At 67.7% G+C, this 22,777-nt stretch carries 22 protein-coding genes; 7 read left to right on the top strand and 15 right to left on the bottom strand.

Going from position 1 to position 22,777, the window contains the following annotated elements; all coding sequences use genetic code 11:
* Positions 1–69: 69 nt before the first annotated feature.
* A complete protein-coding gene (locus AOZ06_RS37235) occupies positions 70–894 on the bottom strand; it encodes a hypothetical protein (protein WP_054293669.1) in 825 nt (274 codons plus the stop codon).
* A 303-nt stretch (positions 895–1,197) separates the two neighbouring features.
* Between AOZ06_RS37235 and AOZ06_RS37230 the strand changes: the two genes are divergently transcribed.
* Positions 1,198–2,064: a GNAT family N-acetyltransferase gene (locus AOZ06_RS37230; RefSeq protein ID WP_054293668.1), complete on the top strand. Its 867-nt coding sequence runs from the start codon at positions 1,198–1,200 to the stop codon at positions 2,062–2,064.
* Positions 2,065–2,150: 86 nt separating this feature from the next.
* On the opposite strand, the gene AOZ06_RS37225 is transcribed toward AOZ06_RS37230, so the two are convergent.
* The 6 genes from AOZ06_RS37225 to AOZ06_RS37200 form a co-directional block, all read right to left on the bottom strand.
* Complete coding sequence (locus tag AOZ06_RS37225) at positions 2,151–2,627, bottom strand: Scr1 family TA system antitoxin-like transcriptional regulator (protein ID WP_157233461.1); 477 nt, start codon at positions 2,625–2,627, stop codon at positions 2,151–2,153.
* An 87-nt stretch (positions 2,628–2,714) separates the two neighbouring features.
* Positions 2,715–4,076: a lipase family protein gene (locus AOZ06_RS37220; protein WP_083472177.1), complete on the bottom strand. Its 1,362-nt coding sequence runs from the start codon at positions 4,074–4,076 to the stop codon at positions 2,715–2,717.
* A 92-nt stretch (positions 4,077–4,168) separates the two neighbouring features.
* The gene (locus tag AOZ06_RS37215; protein ID WP_054293665.1) at positions 4,169–5,920 is read right to left on the bottom strand and encodes an FAD-dependent oxidoreductase; all 1,752 of its coding nucleotides are present in this window, start codon (positions 5,918–5,920) and stop codon (positions 4,169–4,171) included.
* On the bottom strand, positions 5,920–7,758 hold the full coding sequence (locus AOZ06_RS37210) for a maleylacetate reductase and hydroxyquinol 1,2-dioxygenase domain-containing protein (protein WP_054293664.1): 1,839 nt from the start codon (positions 7,756–7,758) through the stop codon (positions 5,920–5,922). The genes AOZ06_RS37215 and AOZ06_RS37210 overlap by 1 nt, the downstream gene beginning before the upstream one ends.
* A gap of 68 nt (positions 7,759–7,826) precedes the next feature.
* A complete protein-coding gene (locus AOZ06_RS37205; RefSeq protein ID WP_054293663.1) occupies positions 7,827–8,681 on the bottom strand; it encodes a helix-turn-helix domain-containing protein in 855 nt (284 codons plus the stop codon).
* Positions 8,682–8,770: 89 nt separating this feature from the next.
* A complete protein-coding gene (locus tag AOZ06_RS37200; protein WP_054293662.1) occupies positions 8,771–9,160 on the bottom strand; it encodes a winged helix-turn-helix transcriptional regulator in 390 nt (129 codons plus the stop codon).
* Positions 9,161–9,282: 122 nt separating this feature from the next.
* Between AOZ06_RS37200 and AOZ06_RS37195 the strand changes: the two genes are divergently transcribed.
* Positions 9,283–10,134, top strand: a complete 852-nt coding sequence (locus AOZ06_RS37195) for an enoyl-CoA hydratase/isomerase family protein (protein ID WP_054293661.1) — start codon at positions 9,283–9,285, stop codon at positions 10,132–10,134.
* Here the strand turns inward: AOZ06_RS37195 and AOZ06_RS37190 are convergent.
* Both AOZ06_RS37190 and AOZ06_RS37185 read right to left on the bottom strand, forming a co-directional pair.
* Positions 10,115–10,477, bottom strand: coding sequence for a hypothetical protein (locus AOZ06_RS37190; RefSeq protein ID WP_157233460.1), 363 nt, complete (start codon positions 10,475–10,477; stop codon positions 10,115–10,117). The genes AOZ06_RS37195 and AOZ06_RS37190 overlap by 20 nt on opposite strands.
* Positions 10,478–10,546: 69 nt before the next feature.
* Entirely contained in the window at positions 10,547–11,263 is a 717-nt protein-coding gene (locus tag AOZ06_RS37185) for an ABC transporter permease (protein WP_054293659.1), read from the bottom strand.
* A gap of 155 nt (positions 11,264–11,418) precedes the next feature.
* On the opposite strand from AOZ06_RS37185, the gene AOZ06_RS54965 reads away from it, so the two are divergent.
* On the top strand, positions 11,419–12,747 hold the full coding sequence (locus AOZ06_RS54965; protein ID WP_236951864.1) for an RNA-guided endonuclease InsQ/TnpB family protein: 1,329 nt from the start codon (positions 11,419–11,421) through the stop codon (positions 12,745–12,747).
* Here AOZ06_RS54965 and AOZ06_RS37175 read toward each other — a convergent pair.
* The 4 genes from AOZ06_RS37175 to AOZ06_RS37160 all read right to left on the bottom strand — a co-directional run bounded on the left by AOZ06_RS37175 (position 12,638) and on the right by AOZ06_RS37160 (position 16,924).
* Positions 12,638–13,591 (bottom strand): ABC transporter ATP-binding protein, encoded by a 954-nt coding sequence (locus tag AOZ06_RS37175; RefSeq protein ID WP_054293657.1) that lies wholly within the window; start codon positions 13,589–13,591, stop codon positions 12,638–12,640. The two genes, AOZ06_RS54965 and AOZ06_RS37175, sit on opposite strands and share 110 nt — an antisense overlap.
* Positions 13,588–14,448 carry an ABC transporter permease gene (locus AOZ06_RS37170; protein ID WP_054293656.1) on the bottom strand — a complete coding sequence of 287 codons (861 nt, stop codon included), beginning with the start codon at positions 14,446–14,448 and terminating at the stop codon, positions 13,588–13,590. Before AOZ06_RS37170 ends, AOZ06_RS37175 begins: the two co-directional genes overlap by 4 nt.
* On the bottom strand, positions 14,441–15,352 hold the full coding sequence (locus AOZ06_RS37165; RefSeq protein ID WP_054293655.1) for an ABC transporter ATP-binding protein: 912 nt from the start codon (positions 15,350–15,352) through the stop codon (positions 14,441–14,443). The genes AOZ06_RS37170 and AOZ06_RS37165 overlap by 8 nt, the downstream gene beginning before the upstream one ends.
* Positions 15,353–15,511: 159 nt before the next feature.
* Positions 15,512–16,924, bottom strand: a complete 1,413-nt coding sequence (locus AOZ06_RS37160) for an LVIVD repeat-containing protein (protein WP_054293654.1) — start codon at positions 16,922–16,924, stop codon at positions 15,512–15,514.
* Between the two features lie 124 nt (positions 16,925–17,048).
* On the opposite strand from AOZ06_RS37160, the gene AOZ06_RS37155 reads away from it, so the two are divergent.
* The gene (locus AOZ06_RS37155; protein ID WP_054293653.1) at positions 17,049–17,672 is read left to right on the top strand and encodes a DUF305 domain-containing protein; all 624 of its coding nucleotides are present in this window, start codon (positions 17,049–17,051) and stop codon (positions 17,670–17,672) included.
* Between the two features lie 6 nt (positions 17,673–17,678).
* Here AOZ06_RS37155 and AOZ06_RS37150 read toward each other — a convergent pair whose 3' ends face one another.
* Positions 17,679–18,188, bottom strand: a complete 510-nt coding sequence (locus tag AOZ06_RS37150; RefSeq protein ID WP_054293652.1) for a hypothetical protein — start codon at positions 18,186–18,188, stop codon at positions 17,679–17,681.
* 248 nt (positions 18,189–18,436) lie between these two features.
* Between AOZ06_RS37150 and thrS the strand changes: the two genes are divergently transcribed.
* Positions 18,437–20,452 carry a threonine--tRNA ligase gene (gene thrS, locus AOZ06_RS37145; RefSeq protein WP_054297198.1) on the top strand — a complete coding sequence of 672 codons (2,016 nt, stop codon included), beginning with the start codon at positions 18,437–18,439 and terminating at the stop codon, positions 20,450–20,452.
* On the top strand, positions 20,449–21,012 hold the full coding sequence (locus AOZ06_RS37140) for an HIT family protein (protein ID WP_054293651.1): 564 nt from the start codon (positions 20,449–20,451) through the stop codon (positions 21,010–21,012). Before thrS ends, AOZ06_RS37140 begins: the two co-directional genes overlap by 4 nt.
* 596 nt (positions 21,013–21,608) lie before the next feature.
* Here AOZ06_RS37140 and AOZ06_RS37135 read toward each other — a convergent pair.
* Positions 21,609–22,154, bottom strand: coding sequence for a YceI family protein (locus AOZ06_RS37135; RefSeq protein ID WP_054293650.1), 546 nt, complete (start codon positions 22,152–22,154; stop codon positions 21,609–21,611).
* An 88-nt stretch (positions 22,155–22,242) separates the two neighbouring features.
* Here AOZ06_RS37135 and AOZ06_RS37130 point away from each other — a divergent pair, with 88 nt between their 5' ends.
* A complete protein-coding gene (locus AOZ06_RS37130) occupies positions 22,243–22,737 on the top strand; it encodes a MarR family winged helix-turn-helix transcriptional regulator (RefSeq protein WP_054293649.1) in 495 nt (164 codons plus the stop codon).
* Positions 22,738–22,777 lie beyond the last annotated feature (40 nt).

Here is a 22,777-nt window from a genome sequence, read left to right as displayed (position 1 = left end):
ATCACAGCATCGCGGCTGACCAGCTTGGCAAGGGAACGAGTCGTTCACGACGATGGTGATGCGGCTGGTTCACGGCCACATGCCGCGGTGCAGGGCCCATCGAGACGCGGCAGTCCGCAAGGCCATGGTCACCCGGTTGGTGTGGGCGTCCACAATGGCCTGCCAGTACCGGGTCTGGGCGACGGCGAAGAGGTCCAGCGCATCGGGGTCCGCGTCAGCCCAGCTCGGCACTCGCGAAGCCCACTGCTCCGCCGCGTGCGGCGGGTGTCCGCTGTAGACGAGCCAGACGACCCAGCAGGCCGCGTCGATCCACGCCGCGCCTCGGGTCACCAACGGCCAGTCGACCATGCGGACGCCGCCGGTTACGGTGAGCAGCAGGTTGCCGGGGTTCATGTCGGAGTGCACGAGTGCGTCTCCGGCGAACGCGGCGGCGTCGGCCGGGTAGTCCAGGAAACGGCCCCATCGCGTCCTGGCTTTCTTGATTCGCACGCTCTCGGGACACGCGATCCGGCCGACAGCGGTGATGCCGTCGACCACGAGCGGCAGGTCCGGCGAGCCGGGGGCGTAGGACGCGCCGCGTCCGGCGATGTGTTCGAAGCCGAGCAGGTCCCAGCCTTCCGCGACCACGCGCCAGAGCACCTTCGGCGCGAGAGGTGTCAGGTGTGGCGCGATCGCGGCTTCGACGTCCTGGGTTCCGCTGTTGGGGTGGTCCAGGCGCATTCCCTTCACGAAGACGGGACCGTTCGCGGTGTCCAGGGTCGACGCGAGCTGGCTGCTGTACCCAGCCGGGACGGCGTCGGCGCGCTCGATCGGCCCGGTGTGGGCGACGACTGCCGAGACGAGGTCGTCCGGCAGATCTGCCCACTCGTGCCGTAGCCCTTGCCGCGTGCCCATGGCCGCGCAACCTACCGGATCCGCTTGGCTCCGCGCGCACGCCGAGTGCAGGCGTGCGCTTCACTCCGTCAGGTGACGAGTCATCGCCGCCACGGAAACACGGGACTCTGAATTCAGGCGCATCGGCGAACCGCCTGATGCGCGACGGCGAAGACCCGGCCTGGGCAGAGCGGGAATAGCGCGCATCGACGACGACATCGTCAACCGCACACGGGTGCGGACAGTGATCCTGCTGCGGGCCCCGGCTGATCCAGCTATGAACGCCTGCAAAAACAGTTGACGCGGTGGTGTGTGATCAGACCTATGGCGATTGAGGTGGACACGCCCGGAGTCGACGGACTAGGCGACGCTGTCCAAGCACTACGGGAATGGCAGTACGAAGGTGCCCCGATGCAGCTGCACCCAGGTGACCTGGGCTGGTTCTGGCGGTTCGGCGCGGAGAAAACAGCTGCGGCGGTACGAACCTGGAGCAGGGACGGACAGATACTCGCGGTCGGTCTGCTGGACGGCCCGGACCTGCTGCGGCTGACGATCACACCGGACGCCATGCGGGACGAGGAACTCACGCGGCACATGGTCGAGGACGTGACCCAGCCGGAACGCGGCGTCCTACCAGCGGGGAAGGTGAACATCGAAGCGCCGATGGCCGCGCTGCTCCAGGACCTGCTCGCCGTGGAAGGCTGGAAAGCCGACGAGCCATGGACACCGCTGCGCCGTGACCTCACCGAGAAGGTGCCGGACCCGGGCGTGCGAATCGAGGTGGCCGGACCGGAACAGGTGCCCGACCGGACCACCGTGCAGCGAGCGTCGTTCGACCGTTCGACGTTCACCCACGAGAGCTGGCACGCGATGGCGGCCGGACCGCCGTACGCCGAGGCCCGCTGCCTGCTCGCGTACGACAGCCAGGGCAACGCGGTGGCAACGGTGACGGTCTGGTCAGCTGGTCGGGGGAAGCCCGGAATGATCGAGCCGATGGGCGTATCCAAGGATCACCGCGGTCACGGCTACGGCAAGGCGATCACCGTCGCCGCAGCAGCCGCACTGCAGGAAATGGGCTCGTCCAGCGCGATCGTCTCCACTCCGAGCTCCAACGTCGGCGCCGTAGCCACGTACAAGTCAGGCGGCTTCGAGCAATTCGGCGAGGTCCACGACCTGTACCGGCCGCAGTGACACAGGGGGTGGGTCGTCTCTGTGGACGACCCACCCCCTGTCGATCTTCACTGGCCACTGTGAATTTCCACGCCAAACCGGACTGCTCACAGGTGTCCGAGTGCCGACGTGATCAGCGCACGCGCTTGCTGCCCGTAGACCGCCTGCTGGGTGAGTTCATGAACGCCTTGGCGTACAACGCGATCTCGCGTGGGTTGATTGATCGTCAACTCGGCCGAGATCGTCTCGACGTGCACGAGGTCGTCGTCGTACAGGACGAACTGGTTGGCTGGGACTCGGTACTCGGCCTGCGCGGGGATGACGCCCAAGGTCACGCGCGGCAGTGACATGACCGCGAGAAGGCGATCGAGCTGTCCGGACATGGCCCCGGATCCGCCGGCCGAGGTCACCAGCGCTTGCCGGCCGATGACGAAGGGGAACCGGTGGTCGCCGCGGTAGCGAACCTGTTGGCGTTCCATCCGTGCGGACACACCGGCGTCCAGGTCGTCGGAGATGTCGTGGAGTTGCACGCCGGTCAGCCCGGCGTCCTTCCGACGACTGGAGCCACGGGCGCTGCTCGGCAATGGGCCGAGTATCGCCTGGCGGCGAAACCAGGCCCTACCGTCAAGTGAGAGGTGGGGCCTGGCGTCAACTTGCCGGACGGGGCAGTGCTACGCCATGTCCGCTGGACCGACGGGCTTGCCGAGCAGTGACAGCAAGTTGTTGGTGATGACGACGCCGAATGTCGCCAGTGCTTGTGGTGTCGCGATGGAGGACAAGACTGTTCTTGTGTTGCAGCCGTTGGCGGCTGGTTGGCCGTTGAGCCTGTCCTTCAGCCAGTTCAGGGCATCCGGTGCGCCCGTGATCACCAACGCGATGTGCTCGCTGAGGATGTCGCGCTGGTATGTCACGCGTCCGCCGGCTGCGCAATACTTCTGCACGGTCGCGTCTGTGTCGGCGACGGGGACGAGTTCGTCGTTCACCGAGTGGTACACGAAGAGCGGCGCCGTCGGGGTGGCCTTGCCCAGGGTCACTTCCGCGAGGATCTCCTGTGGCACGGGCCGGCTCAGCGGATCCTTGATGCTGAAGTACGCGAACAGGTCCCGGAACGCGAACTCGCCCGCGTTCGAGTGGTTGCACTGGGTCGATGCCTTCGCGAACGCCGCTTTGCCTTCTTGCGTCAGGTTTTGGTCCATGAACGCGGCCAGTTCCGGGTACGCGTGGCTCAGGCCTGCTATTCCGCTCATCGCGATTCCGGCGAACGGGCCCTTGTTCGCTCCCAGCAGGACGTTCTTCGGGCTCACCGGGAGCCCGCCTTCCGCGATGCCCTTGATGTTCAGTTCCGGTGCGTAGCTCGGCTGCAGTTGCGCTGCCCAGCCGGATGCCAGCGCGCCGCCCGAATAGCCCCAGAGGCCGATGTTCGTCTGCGTGCCCAGGCCGAGTGGCGCGAAGTCACGGGCTGCCCGTATCCCGTCCAATGTGGCCTGACCGGCTTGTTTTCCTGCCACGTAGGCGTTTCGTGGGCCTTCGTAGTCCGGTACGGACACCGCCCAGCCTTGGTGGACCGCCGCGTTGATCAGCAGGATTTCCGCTTGTGCCACTATGTTTTCGTTGCCCGCGCCTTGGCGTAGCTGGTAGGAGATCGCGCATTGTGGTGCTGCGCTGTCCTCCGCTACCTGGTACGACAGCAGCGGGCGGGTTGCCGAGGGGCGGGCGCCCCATGGCAGCAGCACGGTCGTGACCGCGGCCTGTGGGTTGTCTTTCTGGTCAGTGGTGCGGTAGAGCAGTTGCCACGCCTGGACTTTCTGGGGCAGCGCGCCGAATGCCGAGATCGACACCGACCGGGATCGCAGCACTGTCCCCGGTGCTTCGCCTTCGTAGCCGCTGGGTGGCTGGTAGAACGGGTCGCTCTGCGGCGGTGGGGGCGGGGCCGCGGTGGCCGGCTCGGTGCCGACCGCCATGGTTGTCAGGACCAGCGCGCTGACCAGCGCCGCGACCCTGCCCCTCCGCGTACCGGTGAACATCGTTGTCATTGCCGGTCACCCTTCCGACGGATCTGAAAAGGCCTCTGATCGGAATGAACGACCGGCCACCTCCGAGGTTACGAACAATCTTGAAAGACGCCTTACCCGTTCAGGGCAGTCACCCGGTCCAGGACGGTCAGCAGCGCGTCGGCCAGCGAGTTCGAGGCGTTGTCGGACGAGTCGCAGCGCCACGCGATGTACCCGTCCGGGCGGATCAACAGGCATCCGTCCTCCGGCATCGGTGCGATTCGATGCCATTCGCCGTACGAGTCGCGGGCGTCGGCGGACCCGATCCGGACCAGTCGGACGTCGATGCCGAGCATCGCGCCGGCTTTGCCCGCCGCATCGCCCCACGCGCTCCCGGACAACCCAGTCAGAACGGTGAACCTTCCGCGTCCGACCAGGTCGAGAGTGGACACGCGGTGGCCGTCCGCGCCGACCAGCCATGCGTGCGGCAACCGGGCACCCGGCTGGATGCTCGGCTGGTGGAACAACTCGCTGTCGCGGTGCCACGGTTCCGGCTCGGAGCCGATCACCGCCGACGAGACGTACCGCTGGTTCATTTCCACGCCGTGTGCGTTGAACTCGTAGTCCTTCAGCCTGATCGCGGCTTCCAGTTCACGCCGTTTCGCCGCGCCCGCCGCCGTTTCGGCCAGGCACGCGGCGAGGCCGCGGTCGACACCGGCCGCGTCGGTGTCGCCGTCGATGCCCAGCGCCTGGAAGATCGGCGCGAACTGGTCCCTGCTGAGGTTCGCCCGGTCGACCACCTGCTTGCCGACCGGCGCACGTTCGGCGCTGTACGAGTCCAGCAACGCGGGCCCGGCCTCGCCACGGACGACGATCGCGAGCTTCCACGCCAAGTTGTACGAGTCCTGCACCGAAGTGTTGGACCCGAGCCCGTTCGACGGCGGGTGGCGATGCACGGCGTCGCCCGCGCAGAACACGCGACCGTTGGAGTACGCGGTGGCGTACGCCTGGTTCACCGTCCACAGCGACGTCGACGTGATCTCGACGGCCAGGTCAGGATCGCCGACGAGGTCGCGCACGATCGCGGCGGCCTGCTCCGGGGTGACCTCCGGTGGCGGCCGGTCGATGTCGTATCCCCAGACCAGCAGCCACTCGTTCCACGGCCGCACCATCCGCACGAGGCCCATGCCGATGCCGCCCATGTGCGCGCCCGGCCGCATCACCCAGTACAGGACGCTCGGCCGGTGTGCGGCGTACCTGCTCATATCGGCGCGGAAGGTGATGTTCATGCTGCCGGCCTTGCCGGTCTGCCCCGCGATCGGCAGGCCCGCCAGCTCGGCGACCTGGCTGCGGCCACCGTCCGCGCCGATCAGGTAGCGGGCGCGGTAGGAGAACTCGTCCCCGCGGATCCGGTCGCGCAACTGGACGGTGACGCCGTCCGGGTCCTGGGTGAAGCCGAGGAACTCGGTGTCCATCCGGACTTTCGCCCCGCGCCCGGCGGCGTTGGCGACGAGGATCGGCTCCAGGTACGTCTGCGGCAGGTCGATCATGTGGCACGGGCTGGCGGCGCCGTACTCGGTCGCCGACCGGTCACCGGTTCCCCAACTGGTGATGCGGCCGATCTCCGGGCCCGCCAGCGACGTGCACAGCACCGTGTCGCCCATCAGGTCCGGCGGCGTGCCGTGCAGCGACGCGTCCTGTTCCACGCCCAGTTCGCGGAACACTTCCATGGTGCGTTGGTTGGTGATGTGCGAGCGTGGTGTGTTCGCCACCCAGCCGTACTTGTTCACCAGCAGCGTGCGCACGCCGTACGTGGCCAATGCCAGCGCCGCGGTGCCTCCCGCCGGGCCGCTGCCCACCACGACGACGTCGGTGTCGTACTCCATCAACCCTCCGAGATCCGGAACACGAAGTCCACCCGGGACCAGCGGGACACGTCCCGGCCGTCCGGTGTGGGTCCCTGCTGTGCGGGGAAGTCGACGATCAGCCCGTCCTTCACGCCGAAGACGGTGTCCGAGTCCAGGTAGTCGCCGCCCTTGACAAACAGCTGCGTGACCAGCGTGTGGAATCCCGGTTTGGCGATCATGAAATGCACGTGCGGCGCGCGGTTCGGGTGCCTGCCGACGGCGGCGAGCAGCTGACCGACCGGACCGTCTGCGGGGATCGGATACGACGCGGGCACGATCGACCAGAACCGCAGCCGTCCGTCGGCGTCGGTGCGGAACCGGGCACGCAGCACCGGGCCGTCCAGGTCGGGCAGCTGCACGTCGTAGTAACCGTCTTCGTTGGACTGCCAGACGTCCACGATCGCGTCCGCGACTGGTTTGTCATGTGTGTCGGCAACCTGGATGTCCGCCCACAGCGGGTTGCCGGGCAGGCCGTCGGCGATGTCGAAGCCGTGCGGGCGTTCCGGCGGCCCTTCGGTGTAGAACGGGCCGAGGACCGCGGACGGTGTCGTGTCGGGCGTGCGCGAGTTGGTGAGCACATCGACCACACTGGACACTCCCAGCGTGTCCGACAGCAGGATGAACTCCTGGCGCGTGTCGCCGGAGATCTGACCGGTGCGCGTCAGGAACGTGACCGCGTGCATCCACTCGGCTTCGGTCAGATCGTTGCGCAGCACGTACGAGTGCATTGTGCGGACCAGGTCCTGCAGCAGAGCACGAGTGCGCGGCTCGCCGCCGCTGAAGCTGTCGACGACCTGCTTGGTCAACGCACGGGTGTCGGGCAGGCCGGTCTGCCGCGGGCGGTTGCCTTCCCATGCCTGCCTCAGCAGCGCCTGGTGATCGTCCACCTGAGCCAGATCGGCCTCGGTCAAGCCGAGTTCCCGCAACGACGTGGGGCCGCCGAGGGCGACGACGAGGTCGTAGACGCCGGTCGGCGCGTCACTCACGCCCAGTGCGTCGGCGACGCGGTCCATCGCGGCCGGTGCCATGGCGGCCATGACGTGCGGCAACAGCACCGTGTGTGTTTCGCTGTGTGGCAGGCCGAACTTGCCGCCGAGCACGTGCGCGAGCTTGTGGTGCAGTCCCATTTGGACCGAACCGAGGCACGTTCCGGCCAGCCACGCCGCGATCAGGGCGTCGTCGCGGGCGGACCGATCGGCCGGGTCGGCGGCGATGCGGGGCAGTGCGCGGGCGAGTCGCCGGATCGCGTCGAGCGCCTGCTGGTCTGCCACCGGATTGGCGCCGGGGGAGTAGAGCGCTTCGACCGCGTGCGCCATCGCGTTGATCCCGCTGGTCACCGACAGGTTCACGGGCAGGTCCACGGTCAGGTCGACGTCGTAGACGATGGTCTCCGGCAGCACCTCGGGGTCCCGGACCGTGGTTTTCGCGCCGTCGGCTGTCTGGCCGAGAACAGGGGTCGCCTCGGACCCGGCGTACGTCGTGGGCACGGCGATCTGCGGCAACCCGGTCCGCAACGCCAGCGCTTTGGCCAGTCCGATGGCCGAACCGCCGCCGACGGCGACCAGGCAGTCGGCAGCGTGGTCGCGCAGGACGGCCAGCGCTTTCCCGGTCACGTCGACCGGCGTGTGCATCACCGCGCCGTCGAATCGCGCGGCCACCAGGGAACCGAGCGCCTCGTCAGCGGGCCGTGCCCGGCCGGAGCCGATCAGCAGCACGCGGGACGCGCCGAGCTGGGCCACCTCGTCGGGCAGCGTGGCGACCGTGCCGGATCCGAACACCACCCGAGCCGGGCCCGTCGAGTAGGTGAATGACGTCATCCACCGAGTATCGAGTCGTGGTGGTCACGGTTCCTGCACGTTCGTGCTGTGTCTCCTGCACGAAACCGTCAGCGAGCGCGGACCGCCCCGGGCGTCGTGCTCAGGTGCGCACGCATGGCTCTGGTCAGGTGTTCCTGGTGCGAGAAGCCGCATCGCACCGCGATGTCCGCGATCGGCACGGAGCTGGTGCGCAGCAGGAGTTCGGCCTGCTTGAGGCGCATCCTGAGCAGGAACCGGTGCGGTGCGTGCCCGGTGGTCGCCTTGAACCGACGGGAGAACTGGCTGACCGAGAGCCCGGCGACCGCGGCCATGTCCTTCAACGGGACGGGTTCGGCCAACCGTTCGGCCACCAGGTCACGGACACGCTCGAACTGCCTGTCCGACAGCCCGGACTGCCTCGGTTCAGGCGCGGGCCGCCCGGCGCTGTGATGGCGGATCAACTGACTGGCCAGCAAAGCGGTCACCTGGTCCACGTAGGTCCGGGCGCTCGGCTGCCAGTCCCGGACAGCCGAGTCCAGCGCCAGGGCGAGCTGCTCCAGCAACGGGTCGGACGCACCGAGCTCCTCCGCCAAGCGCACCTGGTTGTCCTGATCGGCCTGCAGCGCGTCATCGGCGAGGTAGACGTGCAGCGTGTCCAGCTCCCCGCCGAGCTCGACCGACAACGCCGAATGCGCGGGCTGCAGGAACATCTCACCGGGCAGCACGTTGCGCGGCTTCGACGTCCCGCGCCGCACGGTCACCGGCCGCACGAGGTGGAAGATCAGCTGGTGGCTCGCGGCAGGCTTGAACTCCGCCGCATAAGGCCGTTCGTGCTGTTTGGAGAGGTACACGTGTTCCCACCCGAGGCCGGCGCTGGTGCGTTCCGGCCGGATCCACGGCAACGCCAGGATGCCGTTGGTGTCGGAAACCCCCAGCTCCGCCATTGGAACACCTCCAGCGGCGAGCCTAGTCCAACGACGGACAGGACTACGACGGCAGTTATTCTCAGCGTGACGAAACTGTGAGGACGGAATCACCGAGCGACATCAGATTGCCCGGAGCGGACACGCAGGTCGTAGTCCTGTTGGCATTTGTTGATCTCGTCGGTGTGGGCGACCGTCCAGTCGTACAGCCGGCCGAACGGCTCCCGCAGGGATTCGCCGAGCGGGGTGAGGGAGTACTCGACCCCGACCGGTGAGGTCGGCAGCACACGCCGTTCGACCATCCCGTTGCGTTCCAGGCGGCGCAACGTCTGGGTCAGGACGCGTTGGGTCACGCCCTCGAGGTGGCGCTTGATGTCGTTGAACCGGCGGGGCCGCTCGCCGAGGACGGCCATCGCCATCATCGACCACTTGTCGGCGATCTGGTCGAGGATCGGGCGGCTGGGACAGTCGGCCCGGTAGACGGTGTCCGGAGTGGCCAAGTCGGTATCCTCCACGATCCCTACGATGCCGGAAGTGCGTTATTGACGGTCGTCGGTGTCCGCCGCAGTCTAGGTATACATCAGGAACCTACAAGCCTGCCGGATACCGATCGGAGATCTGCGTGCACCACGACGCCTACGCGACCCTGCGAGTCAGCCGCGAGGCCGGCATCGTCCGCGTCACCATCGACAACCCACCTGTCAACGTCCTCGACGTCGCGCTCATGACAGACCTCCGGACCCTGCTGACCACACTGCGAGCCGACGACTCCGCCCGGGTGATCGTGTTCGACAGCGCCGACCCGGACTTCTTCATCGCGCACGTCGACATGTCCCTCGTCGACGCACCGGACGCCTTCGACGACCTCGCCGCCGAAGTGCCCGACGGCCTCAACGTCTTCCAGGCACTGGGCGAACTGGTGCGGCACCAGCCCCAGGTGACGATCGTCAAGCTCGCCGGTCTGGCGCGCGGCGGCGGGGCGGAGTTCGTCACGGCGGCGGACATGGCGTTCGCGGCGATCGGCACCGCCGGGCTCGGCCAGGTCGAAGCCCTCATGGGAATCGTGCCCGGCGGCGGGGCCACCCAGTACCTAGCCGACCGAATCGGCCGCAACCGCGCGTTGGAGGTCGTGCTCGGCGCCGACCTGTACGACGCACAGACCGCCGAACGCTACGGCTGGGTCAACCGGGCAGTCGCCGCCGACGAACTCGACGACGTCGTCGACCGCCTCGCCCGCGACATCGCCGCACTGCCCGACGGCGTGCTCGCCGCGGCCAAGCAGGCCATCGTCCCCGCCGGCCTCGCCGAGGGATTCCTGCGGGAACACGACGCCTGGGCGAGCCAGTTCGTCCGGCCCGCGGCCGAACAGCTGATCCGGGGCGGACTGGCCAACGGCGCTCAGACCCGCGACGGCGAGCGCGACCTGGAAGGCCTGCTGCGCAAACTGGCAGTGGCTAGCGCAGACCACGGCTGATCAGAGTGGTGATCGGGACGAGCAGCCACATGATCAACGCGATCGCGGCGGCGGCGATCACGGCGTGCGTGAGCCAGGCCCCGGCGAGCGTCGGCCCGCCCCACGCGCCCGCTTCGTGGCCCTCCCGCCAGAACACGCCGTAGGTGGTGATCCGGCCGATCAGGTAGAACGTCAGCAGCGACAACAGAACCGACAGGGAACCCGCGATCGCGGTCACCGGCCCGGACGTGCGGCGGCCGGGTGTGCTCAGGCGAGTGGCCCACTGACGGCGTTTGCCGGGCCCGACGTACATGAAAACCATGCGACGCCAACCGTCCCGGCCGAGTGACCCCAGAATTGTCATACCTGAAACGTAGAAAACCGGGTGGTCGGAAACCACCCGGTCAGCCAGTGGGGGACAACCCCCATGAGGTCAGCTCGTCTCGCCGGTGAGCGCGAACGAACGGAGCCGTTGGGTGGCGATGACCGTGCCGAGCGCGACGAAGGCGGCGGCCAGGATCGCGGCGGTCACAGTGGACAGGTTCGAGTTGAGCACCGTGGTGTTGCCCGCGAGACCGTCGGCCAGGGTGAGCGAGTACTGCTGGATGCTCAGCGTCCGCGCACCGGACACGAACTGCACCAACAGGTTCTCCCACAGCATGATGTAGATCAGGCCGATCGCCACCGGGCGGCGGGACATGAGGCTCAGTGCCAGGAAGAACGCCGTGTACGCGAGCGCGCCCACCGCCGAGCCCAGCGCGAGGCCGACGCCCAGCGCGCCCGAGTCGGCGATCACGCCCGCGATGGCCAGCGGGATCACGGTCGTCACCGTCGTCACCGCCCACGCGACGACCAGCTTGGCCACGATGATCTCGCTGCGCGGCACCGGTTTGGCCAGGATGTGGGTGATCGTGCCGTCCTCGATCTCGAGGCCGAGCACGCTGCTGCCGACGATCAGCGCCGTCAGCGGCAGGATCACACCGAGCCCCAGTTGCCCCAGCACGATCGGCGCCCACTCGTCCGGCTGGGCCGGTGAGGCGCTGGCGAGCAGGGTGAGGCCGATCAGCAGGACAGGCATCGGCAGCAGCAACAGGATCCGCCGCCTGCCCAGCAGGGCCCGTGCGGTCAGACCGGCGATCGTGAGGTTCATCGGATTCCTTCTGTGAATGCTCCGGGCTCCAGGCCGAAGAGGAAACGGGACGTCTGCGGAGCAGGGCGGGCAAAGCCGGTCCGCCTCCACGGCGGATCGGCGCCCATCGTTGTGTCACGGCCAGGTTCACTGGCTAGTCCGCTAGGTTGTGAACCGTGGCCGAGGTTGTGAAGCGGGCGTTCGAATACCGCTTCTACCCAACCCCGGAGCAGTCCGCCGAGTTTGCCCGGACGTTCGGGTGTGCCCGGCTCGTCTGCAACATGGCACTGCAGGCCCGTGTCGAGGCATGGACGCTGCGGCAGGAACGGGTCAGCTACAACACCACCAGCGCCCTGCTGACCGGATGGAGGAAGACCGAGGAACTGGCTTTCCTCAACGAGGTCTCGTCGGTGCCGCTGCAGCAGGCGCTGCGGCACTTGCAGGCCGCGTTCACCAACTTCTGGGGCAAACGTGCCCGGTATCCGGTGTTCAAGAGCAAGAAGAGATCGCGGCGCTCGGCGGAGTACACCGCCAGCGCGATCCGTTGGCGTGACGGCACGCTGACGCTGGCCAAGATGGGACAGCCGCTGGCGATTGTGTGGTCGCAGCCGTTGCCTGAGGGCGCGTCCCCGTCGACGGTGACAGTGTCGCAGGACGCGGCTGGCCGCTGGTTCGTGTCCCTGCTGTGCGGCGACGTGATTGAGCAAGCCCCAGCGTCGGGTGCGATCGGTGTCGACGCCGGGCTCGGCTCTCCGATGATCCTGTCCACCGGGGAGAAGATCGCCAACCCCCGGCACGAGCGGGCCGACCGCGCGCGGCCGGCCCGTGCCCAACGCTCCTTGGCGACGAAAGTGAAGGGGGCGGCGAATCGGGCCAAGGCCTGCCGCAAGGTCGCCCGTGTGTACGCCCGGATCACCGACCGCCGCCGCGACTACCTGCACAAGCTGACCACTCGGCTCGTTCGTGAGAACCAAACGATCGTGATCGAGGACCTGACCGTGCGCAACATGGTCAAGAACCACAGTCCGGCCCGCGCCATCAGCGACGCGGCCTGGCGAGAGTTCCGCAGCCTGCTGGAATGCAAAGCCGAATGGCACGGGCGTGACCTGGTGGTGGTGGACCGCTGGTTTCCCTCGTCCCAACTTTGCTCGGCGTGCGGTGCCCGCGTTGAACGGATGCCGCTGAACGTGCGGTCGTGGACGTGCCACTGCGGTGCCACCCACGACCGTGACGTCAACGCGGCGCGTAACATCCTGGCCGCCGGGCTGGCGGTGACAGCCTGTGGAGACGGTGTAAGACCTCAACGGGGCAACCTCCGTTCGGGGCAGTCGACGGTGAAGCAGGAAAACCCAAGGGCGACCAAGGGAACCCCCGCTCTTCAGGGCAGGGAGGATGTCAAGATGCCACCAGGTAGGAGAAGACGTTTTCGAGGGACTCGTCGGACGGCAGCACCGCGGTCAGCCGGATGTCCTTGTCCCGCGCGACCTTCGTCAGCGTGCGGGTGAACGTGCCGTAGTCGTTCGCGCGGACCTGGAGGCCCGACGGCTCCAGCTCCACACCGGACACCGACTCCAGTTCCATCAGCGCCGCGGCGAGCGCGCGGTCGTCGGAGGACTGGATGGTGAACACGTGCGGCCGGTTGGTCATCAGCCGCCTGATGTGCCGGTAGTCGCCGGACGCGGCCAAGCGGCCCGCCACGATCACCTGCACTGTGCCGGAAAGCTGCTCGACCTCTTCCAGGATGTGCGAGCTGAACAGGATCGTGCGGCCCTGCTCGGCCATCTTGTGCAGCAGCTCCATCATGTGCAGCCGCTGCCGCGGGTCCATGCCGTTGAACGGCTCGTCCAGCAGCAGCACGGACGGGTCGTGCACGAGTGCGGCGGCGACCCGTGTCCGCTGGCGCATTCCCTTGGAGTACGTGGAGATCCGGCGGTCCTTGGCGTCGTTCATCTCGACGATGCCGATCGCCTTCGCCGTCGCGCCCGCCGCGTCCTTCAATCCGTGCAGCTTCGCGCTGGCGTACACGAATTCCTGTGCGGTCAGGTGACCCGGCACGCTTTCGCGTTCGGTCACCAGGCCCAGTTCCTTGTACACGTCGGGGTTTCGCCACGACGGGTTCCCGCCGACGGTCACGGTTCCCTGTGACGGTGGGAGGAAACCGGCCATCATGTGCAGCACGGTGGTCTTGCCCGCGCCGTTGGGGCCCAGCAGGCCGGTCACGCCGGGGCCGACAGTCAGCGTCACGTCGTTGACCGCGACGACGTTGCCGTACCAGTGCGATACACCGGTGAGTTCCACCGCTGAAGTCTTCACTGTGGACGTCCTGGGTTCGGTGTCGATGGCGGTCATGACTTCACCTTCTTGTAGCGCCACATCAGCAACGCGGTGCCGAGCACGGCGAGCAGGAGCGCCGCGACGCCGTAGATGGGGCCGAACCGGCCGATCAGCGTCACCTCGGCGCCGCCGGTGTCGAACAGCCACTCGTCGACGCCGTTGAGCAGGTTCACCGGGTTGAGCAGACCGGCGAGGTAGGCGGCGTCGCCGCGGCTGAAGGACTGCAGCGCGCCGGAGATCGGGGCGCTGAGCAGGAACACCGCGATGATCAGGCCGGTGGCGAACACGCGCCTGCCGGTCAGCGACGCCAACGGCAACGCGATCGCCGCGACCACGATCGAGTGGATCAACCCGGAGGCGAGCCCCGGCATGAGGTCGCCGAGCTCGCCGAACACGTCGCCGATGCTGCCGGAGCTGAACGCCATCCCGATGAACATGATCAGCAGCGGGCCCGCGTACATGATGAACACGCTGGACATCAACGCGCCGAACTTGGCCAGCGCGTAGTCCGTCCGGTGCGGTGGCCGGGAGAAGTACAGCGGCAGCAGGCTGTTGCGCAGATCGCGGGACGCCAGTTCCGGCGCGGTGATCGCGGCGAACGCCGTGATGCCGTAGGAGAACGTCGACACGAGGCCGACGTACGACAGGATCGGCTCCGGCAGCTGGCTGCTGATCACGACGACGATCAGCGATGCCAGGCACGCCAGCGTGAACATGGTCACCGGCAGGAGTTTCGCCTTCGCGGTCCGGCCGATGCCGAACGCGCTGCGCACGCTGTGCACGTAGATGGACCACATGGAGTACCGGCGGCCGAGGCGTGGGCCTTCGTACCGCTGGTATCCGATGTCATGGATAACACCGGCCTCAGACATGGCTGGCTTCCTCCCGGAACAGGTCGGCCACCTGGTGGCGGTGTTGTTCGAGCCGGTGCAGCGACAGGTCGAGGTCGGCGACCGCGTCCCTGATCATGTCGAAGGTGTTGTCGCCGTTGAGGGTCACCATCAGCACCCGGTCCTTGCGGCGCACCGCGAGCCCGTCGCCGGAGAGCCGCTCGGACAGCGCGTCCTCGCCGTCGTCCACCTCGATCATCAGGATGTCGCTGTGCTGGGTCATCGACGACAGCGTCGCCGACCGCAGTAGCCTGCCGCTCTCGATGGCCACGAGCGAGGTGCAGATCCGTTCGATCTCGCCGAGCAGGTGCGAGCAGACGACCACGGAGATGCCGAACTCGCTGCCGATCCGGTGCACCAGGCCGAGCATCGCTCTGCGGCCCTCGGGATCGAGGCCGTTGGTCGGTTCGTCGAGCAGCAGCAGCTCCGGGTCGTGCACGAGCGCCTGGGCGAGTTTCACCCGCTGCTTCATGCCGGTGGAGTAGCCGCCGATCTGGCGGTAGCGCTCTTCGTAGAGGCCGACGTGGCGCAGGGTTTCCGAGGCCCGTTCACGGGCCGCGGCGGCGGGGAGGCCGCTGACGCGTCCCATGTGCGTGACGAACTCGGCCGCCGACACGTCCGGCGGAAGGCAGTCGTGTTCCGGCATGTAGCCGACGCGTGCGCGGATCGCGTTGCCGTCGGTCAGCGGATCCAGCCCCAGTACCCGGATCTTGCCGCCGGTCGGCTCGAGCAGTCCGAGCGACAGTTTGATGAGCGTGCTCTTGCCCGCTCCGTTGGCGCCGACCAGCCCCACGATGCCCGGCTCAATGGTCACGGTCAGGTCGGCCAGCGCGGTGACCGTGCCGCCGTACCTTTTCTCCAGTGACTCGGTCTCGATCAGGTTCACGTGCCGAGACATTACGGATACCGCGTGCCTGCGGCATCCGGCACCGTCCCTGGAATACGGCGCGGTGCCCCTAGGGGATGAGCCCGAACACGGACAAGAAGAACGAACCCGGTGCGAACGGGTCGCACCGGGTCCGGTCGGGTCAGCTGTGCCGCTCGATCACCAGAAGTGACCCTGCGTCTGCGCGTTCAGCTCCTTCATCTTGACGAACTTCGCGCTGAGCACCCTCGGGTCGATGATCTCGAGGACCTCGAAGCCCTTCTCGATGTCCGAGGAGTAGATGTGCCCGTTGTAGTAGTACGTCGACCACGGTCCCGCGGTGGTCAGGGTGTCGGAGACCGGGCCGCGTTCCCAGTAGCCGATCTCCTTCGGGCGGGCCGAGTCGGTGAAGTCCCACACCGAGATCCCGCCCTGGTACCAGGCCTGGACCATGATGTCGCGGCCGAGGACCGGGATCAGCGAGCCGTTGTGCGCGACGCACACCTCGCTCTCGGCGTTGGGGCGGGGGATCTTGAAGTAGCTGCGGAACACCAGCTTGCGGTTGTCGCCGCGGCCGGTGATGTCGTAGACGCCGTCCGCGCCGCGCTGCGGGCCGATCTGCTCGTTGCAGGTGGCCCGGCCGCCGCCGCCGAGCTCGTCGGTGAAGACGACCTTGGTGCCCTCGTTGTTGAACGTCGCCGAGTGCCAGAACGCGAAGTGCTCGTTGTCGCGCACCTGGTTGATGACGCGTGGCTTCTCGCGGTTCTTGATGTCGAACAGGATGCCGTCACCCATGCAGGCGCCGGCCGCGAGGTCCTTCGAGGGGTAGACGGTGATGTCGTGGCAGCCCGAGGTCGCCGAGACGATCTTGTCGGGGAACGTGCCGCCGACACCGGGGTTGCCGCCGTCCGGGAACAGCACCGGCTTGGCCACGATCGCCGCGGCCGCGGGGTTGCGCGCGGGGACCTTGATGATCGAGATCAGGTCGTGCGGCGGGGCGCAGTCGGGGAACTCCGCGCGTGGGCCGTAGGACGAGACGTAGAGGTAGAGGTCCTTGGACTTGTTGTCCGGCACCAGCGTGTGGGTGTGCGACCCGCAGTTGGTCTCCACAGCCGCGATGTACTTCGGCGCTTTGACGTTGCTGATGTCGAAGATCTTGATGCCTTCCCACGCGTCCTTCTCGGACGCGGGTTTCGACACGCTGTTGCAGGAGTCGTCGCTGCGGGACGAGTCCGTCGACAGGAAGACCAGGTTGCCGGACACGGAGACGTCGTTCTGGCTGCCGGGGCAGGACACCTGGCTGACCAGCTTGGGTTTGCGCGGGTTGCTGATGTCGTAGATCGTGAACCCGTTGTAGTTGCCGACGATCGCCTTGTCGCCGCTGAACGCGAGATCCGTGTTCAGCGAATCCGGGGTGTTGAACGGTGCCTGCTTGGGCAGGCTCGCCAGTTGCCGGATGTTCCAGCTGTGGCGGATTTCGTCGATGCCGGGGATGCCGTTCTGATCGGCTGCTGCCGCTGGCGTGCCGATCACCATCGGGATTGCCACCGCGACGGCACCGAGCAGCGCGAGCGATCTGCCCTTAGCCCCCATTGCGTGCTCCTCTCACCCGTCGCCGCATACGCCGGGTGCGGCCAGTATTCCGTGACCATTTAGCTGCGGAAAGCATCCGAAAGTAGGAAACCGCTGTTTCTTCCGTGAGGTACTTTTACACACTGTGAGGCGAGTCTGGGTGGTTGGTCTGATCGTGGTCGTCGCCGGTGTCACGCTGTCCGGCTGCACCGAGGAGCCGAAGCCGGAACCGGACTCGCCGGGAGTGATCGTGCCGGGCAGGCCGGGTGAGGACGCGAAGACGCTGGCGCCGGGTGCGGCACCGCGGGCCGCGGCGAAGGACGAGCCCAACGACACCGACTTCCGCTACGTCCGGATGATGATCAAACACCACCGGCAGGCGCTGGAGATGACGAGCCTCGTGCCGCAACGGGGTGCGAACCCGACGCTGAAGTCGTTCGCCAGCCGGATCGCCGACACGCAGGGGCCGGACATCAAGTCGATGGAGGCGTGGCTGACCAAGAACGGCGGCGGCCCGGCGCACGACAGCCACGAGCAGATGCGGGGCATGGCGAGCCCCGAACAACTCGCCGCGTTGCGGGCGGCCAGCGGTCCGGAGTTCGACAAGCTGTTCCTGCAGTTGATGACCGCGCACCACGAGGGCGCGGTCGTGATGGCCACGGACGTGCTGCAGACCGGCTCGGACGTCTTCGTCGAGGAGATGGCGCAGGACGTGGTCGTGTCCCAGCAGAAGGAAATCGGTCAGATGAGGGCCATGGGCACGCCCTGACGCCGGTCAGCCGGTGGTCGGCGGTGTGCTCGGAGTCGTCGGCGCGGCCGGCGGGTTCGGCGCCGGTCGCGGTGCGCGCGGGCCGGGGCCGTCGCGGAAGTCGCGGTCCGGCCGGTCCCAGTAGGGGCCGCCGCCGCGCGGGCCGCGGTCGTCGAACCGCCCGTGGTAGCCGTAGTTGTCACGGCCGCGCGGGCCGTCCCGGTCGACCAGTGCGACCACTCCGCCGCCGATGACCAGCCCGGCCAGTCCCGCGGCGACGATCTGCGTGGCGCGGTGCCGGACGAACCGGCCGAACCCGCCCGGTGTGCGTGCGGCCACCGGAGGCGGCGGTGGCGGCGGGGGAGGCGGTGGTGCCTCGGCACCGTGCGCGGCTGTCTGGTCGGCCTGCGGGGGCGCTTCGGGCCGTGCCGCCGCCGGTGGGTCGAGCGGCGTGGTGGCCTGAGCCAGGGCTTCGGGCTGCGCGCCGGGTTTGCCCGGTGTCGGCGGCCGGCTCGGGGTGGTGGGTTCGTCAGGCACTGGTCTGCTCCCCGTCACGTGCGGAAAATCGATGACGACTCCATGCTCACCCGGGTTACTGTGCGTCAGCTGTGCGGCAGCTGTCGAATCGGTAACGGCGCGGTCCGGCCCCGGGCGACCCAGGGGAGAACAGGCTGGTCGGCCACTCGATACCATTCGATCCCATGCCGGTCGAACCGGCGCAACCGTCGTGAAGGAGTAAGACCGTGTCCCAGTCTCCCGCCGTCCAGGCCGCACCCGCCAAGCGCGTGGTGGTACCGGCAGGGACTACGGCGAGCACCGCCGTGCGGGAGGCAGAGCTGCCAACCAAGGGCCCCGACGCCATCGTGGTGGTGCGTGACCCGGATGGCAAGCTCCGCGACCTGTCGTGGGCGCCGGAAGCCGACGTCGAGGTGGAGGCGGTCGCGGCGAACACCGACGACGGCCGCTCGGTGATCCGGCACTCGACCGCGCACGTGCTGGCCCAGGCCGTGCAGCAGATGTTCCCGGACGCCAAGCTCGGCATCGGCCCGTTCATCAAGGACGGCTTCTACTACGACTTCGACGTCGAGAAGCCGTTCACCCCGGAGGACCTGCAGGCGCTAGAGAAGCGCATGAAGCAGATCATCAAGGGCGCGCAGCGGTTCTCCCGGCGCGTGGTCGAGTCGGTCGACGCGGCCAAGGACGAGCTGAAGGCGGAGCCGTACAAGCTGGAACTGGTGGACATCAAGTCCGATGTGGACACCAGTGAGGTGATGGAGGTCGGCGGCGGCGAGCTGACGATCTACGACAACCTCGACCCGCGCTCGGGCGACAAGGTCTGGGGTGACCTGTGCCGCGGCCCGCACGTGCCGACCACGAAGTTCATCCCGGCGTTCAAGCTGACCCGCTCGGCGGCGGCGTACTGGCGTGGCAGCGAGAAGAACCCGCAGCTGCAGCGGATCTACGGCACCGCGTGGGAGTCCTCGGAGGCCCAGGAGCACTACCTGGAGATGCTCGCGGAGGCGGAGAAGCGCGACCACCGCAAGCTGGGCAACGAGCTGGACCTGTTCAGCTTCCCCGACGAGATCGGCTCCGGGCTGGCGGTGTTCCACCCCAAGGGCGGCATCGTGCGGATGGCGATGGAGGACTACTCACGCCGCCGTCACGTCGAAGAGGGCTACGACTTCGTCTACTCGCCGCACATCACCAAGGGCGCGCTGTTCGAGGTCTCCGGGCACCTGGACTGGTACCGCGACGGCATGTACCCGGCGATGCACCTGGACGCCGAGCTCAACGAGGACGGCACGGTCCGCAAACCGGGTCAGGACTACTACCTCAAGCCGATGAACTGCCCGTTCCACGACCTGATCTTCCGGTCGCGCGGGCGTTCGTACCGCGAGCTGCCGTTGCGGATGTTCGAGTTCGGCTCGGTGTACCGCTACGAGAAGTCCGGCGTGGTGCACGGCCTGACCCGCGTGCGCGGCATGACGCAGGACGACGCGCACATCTTCTGCACGCCCGACCAGGTCCGCGACGAGCTGAAGTCACTGCTGACGTTCGTGTTGAACCTGTTGCGCGACTACGGTTTGGACGACTTCTACCTCGAACTGTCCACGAAGAACGAGGAGAAGTACGTCGGCTCGGACGAGATCTGGGAGCAGGCGACCGAGACGTTGCGGTCGGTTGCCGAGGAGTCGGGGCTCGAACTGGTGCCGGACCCGGGCGGCGCGGCGTTCTACGGCCCGAAGATCTCCGTGCAGGCCCGTGACGCGCTGGGCAGGACCTGGCAGATGTCCACGATCCAGCTGGACTTCAACCTGCCGGAGCGCTTCGAGCTGGAGTACACCGGCCCGGACGGTTCGCGGCAGCGGCCCGTGATGATCCACCGCGCGCTGTTCGGCTCGATCGAGCGCTTCTTCGGCGTGCTGACCGAGCACTACGCGGGCGCGTTCCCGGCGTGGCTGGCGCCGGTGCAGGTGGTGGGGATCCCGATCGCGGACGAGCACGCGGACCACCTCAAGCAGGTGGAGAAGGCCCTGCGCGCCAAGGGAATCCGGGTGGAGCTGGACTTCTCCGACGACCGGATGCAGAAGAAGATCCGCAACCACACGATGCAGAAGGTGCCGTTCATGCTGCTGGCAGGCGGCAAGGACGTGGAAGCAGGCGCGGTGTCGTTCCGCTTCCGCGACGGCACGCAGATCAACGGCGTCCCGGTCGACCGCGCGGTGGAAACCGTGACGGCGTGGATCGAGCGGCGCGAGAACAGCTCGCCGACGGCCGAAACCGTCCAGGCAACGCTGTGACAGATCCCAAAGCGGCGACCGATCCGGAACTGGTCGAGCAGCAGGGCGTCGGCGAGCCCGACGCCCTGCAACGCCTGTGGACGCCCCACCGGATGGCGTACATCAAAGGCGAGAACAAGCCGGATCACGACCAGGCGGACGGCTGCCCGTTCTGCCGCGTGGTCGAACTCGACGACGCCGACGCGTTGATCATCGCGCGTGGCGAACTGGTGTACGCGCTGCTGAATCTGTACCCGTACAACCCCGGGCACCTGATGGTCGTGCCGTACCGCCATGTCGCGGACTACACCGAGCTGACGGTCCAGGAAACACTCGAGCTTGCCGAGTTCACTCAGCGCGCGATGCGGGTTGGCCGCACGGTCGCCGCGCCGCACGGGTTCAACATCGGGATGAACCAGGGTGTGATCGCAGGAGCGGGTATCGCGGCACACCTGCACCAGCACCTGGTGCCGCGGTGGGGCGGAGATGCCAACTTCATGCCGGTGATCGGTCACACGAAGGTGCTTCCGCAGTTGCTTGCCGAGACTCGTCAGCTGCTGGCTGACGCTTGGAAGTCGTGAGCTCGGCTTTGCGCGCGCTTGTGATCGTGGGCTCTTGGTGGGTCGGGGCGGCGCCGATTTGACATGGGGCCCTGGGCCGCCCAAGGAGAGCCGCAAAGGCGGAGCCCCGCGCCCAGTGGGGCATGCTCAAGCAGTCTCGCAGTCTCGCAGTCTCGCAGGCCCGCGGGGCTCTCCTCGCCCGGACAAGCGTATGGGCGCCCCTACCCCTTGTGAAATCGGCGCCGCTCTTGGGTTTTCGGGGCTTTTCGGGCTGCCCCCCACTCCCGGAGCAGGTGTCTCACGCGCGGCGCAACCCGCAACCGGTTGGCGCGAAGCAACCCGCATCGATCCAGGGGCTGGCGCAGAGCAGGCAGCGGCGCGCAGGCGCAGAAGCGGGCAGGAGGTACCCACGACCCACAACCCCGGAATCTCCGGAGAAATCCAGGTAGCAACGCCACCCACGGACTCCTGCCCAGAGGTCAGCCCCCAGGCGAGGGGAAGACCCGTGAAAAAGTTCGACAAACCAAAACAGCCAGGCCCGGAGCGAAGAGCCGAAGACCTGGCTGTCGGTGCATAACTTGCGTTGGCACGCAATTTGTCCCGTATGCGAAGAACCCTCAAGAAGCCTTCTTGGCCTCGATCTCCAGAGCGACCTGGATCTTCTCGCCGACGAGAGCACCGGCGGCACCGCCGTGCACGCCGAAGTCCTTGCGGTTGATCTCCGTCGACGCGGAGATGCCGACGACCGGGGAACCGTCCGGGCCCTGGCCGAAGCCGTTGAGCTCCAGGTTGAGGGTGACGGCCTTGGTCACGCCGCGGATGGTCAGGTCGCCGTCGAGCAGGAACTCCTCGCCGTCGTGGCGCACGCCCGTCGACACGAAGGTCAGCTCCGGGTGGCCGTCGACGTGCAGGAACTCCTCGGACTTCACGTGGTTGTCGCGCTGCTCCTGGCGGCTGTGGAACGAGCCCGCGTCGATGGTCGCGGTGACACTCGACTTCAGCGGGTCCTCCGCTGTCACGATCTCGCCGGAGAAGGTGCCGAACTGGCCGCGGACCTTGGAGACACCCAGGTGACGGACGATGAACGACACGTCGGAGTGGATCGGGTCGATCGTCCACGTGCCGGTGATGTAGCCAGGGATGTTGATGGTCGGGGTGCTCATGTCTATCCTTTTCCGTGGGCTCGTTGAAACTTCAACCAGACCCTAGCGCGGTTTAGTTTAGAGTTCAACTATAAGGTACGATGAGGTCATGACAGAGGTCCGGTGGCTCGACGCCCGCGAGCAGATGATCTGGCGCGGCTTCCTCGGCGCGACCGGCTCCTTCATGGAGCACCTCGACCGGCAGATGCAGCGCGACTCCGGCATGCCGCTCGCGTACTTCGAGATCCTCGCCGTCCTGTCCGAGATGCCCGGCCGCTCGCTGCGGATGAGCGAGCTGGCAGCGATGTGTCGTTCGTCTCGCAGCCGCCTCTCGCACGCGGTGTCCCGGCTGGAGGAAGCGGGCTGGGTGCGCAGGCGCGCCTGTGAGAGCGACAAACGCGGCCAGTTCGCCGAACTGACCGACGAGGGCTTCAAGGTCTTGGAGCGGGCCGCCCCCGGGCACGTCACGACTGTCCGCGAGCACCTGTTCGACGTGCTGACCCCGCAACAGCTCGAGCAGCTCGACGAGATCACCGCCGCGATCAAGTCCGGCCTGTCCCCGCAGTGCGACAGCGTCAAGGCGGAGCTGCAGGCCGAGTTCTGACCGGCGGCGCCAGCGGTTAGGCTGCCCCGTGCCGCTAACC

This window comes from Kibdelosporangium phytohabitans, assembly GCF_001302585.1.
GTDB classification, from domain to species: Bacteria; Actinomycetota; Actinomycetes; order Mycobacteriales; family Pseudonocardiaceae; genus Kibdelosporangium; species Kibdelosporangium phytohabitans.
Note: the sequence above shows the minus strand (reverse complement) of the source record. Positions and strands in the feature narration are given on the sequence as shown.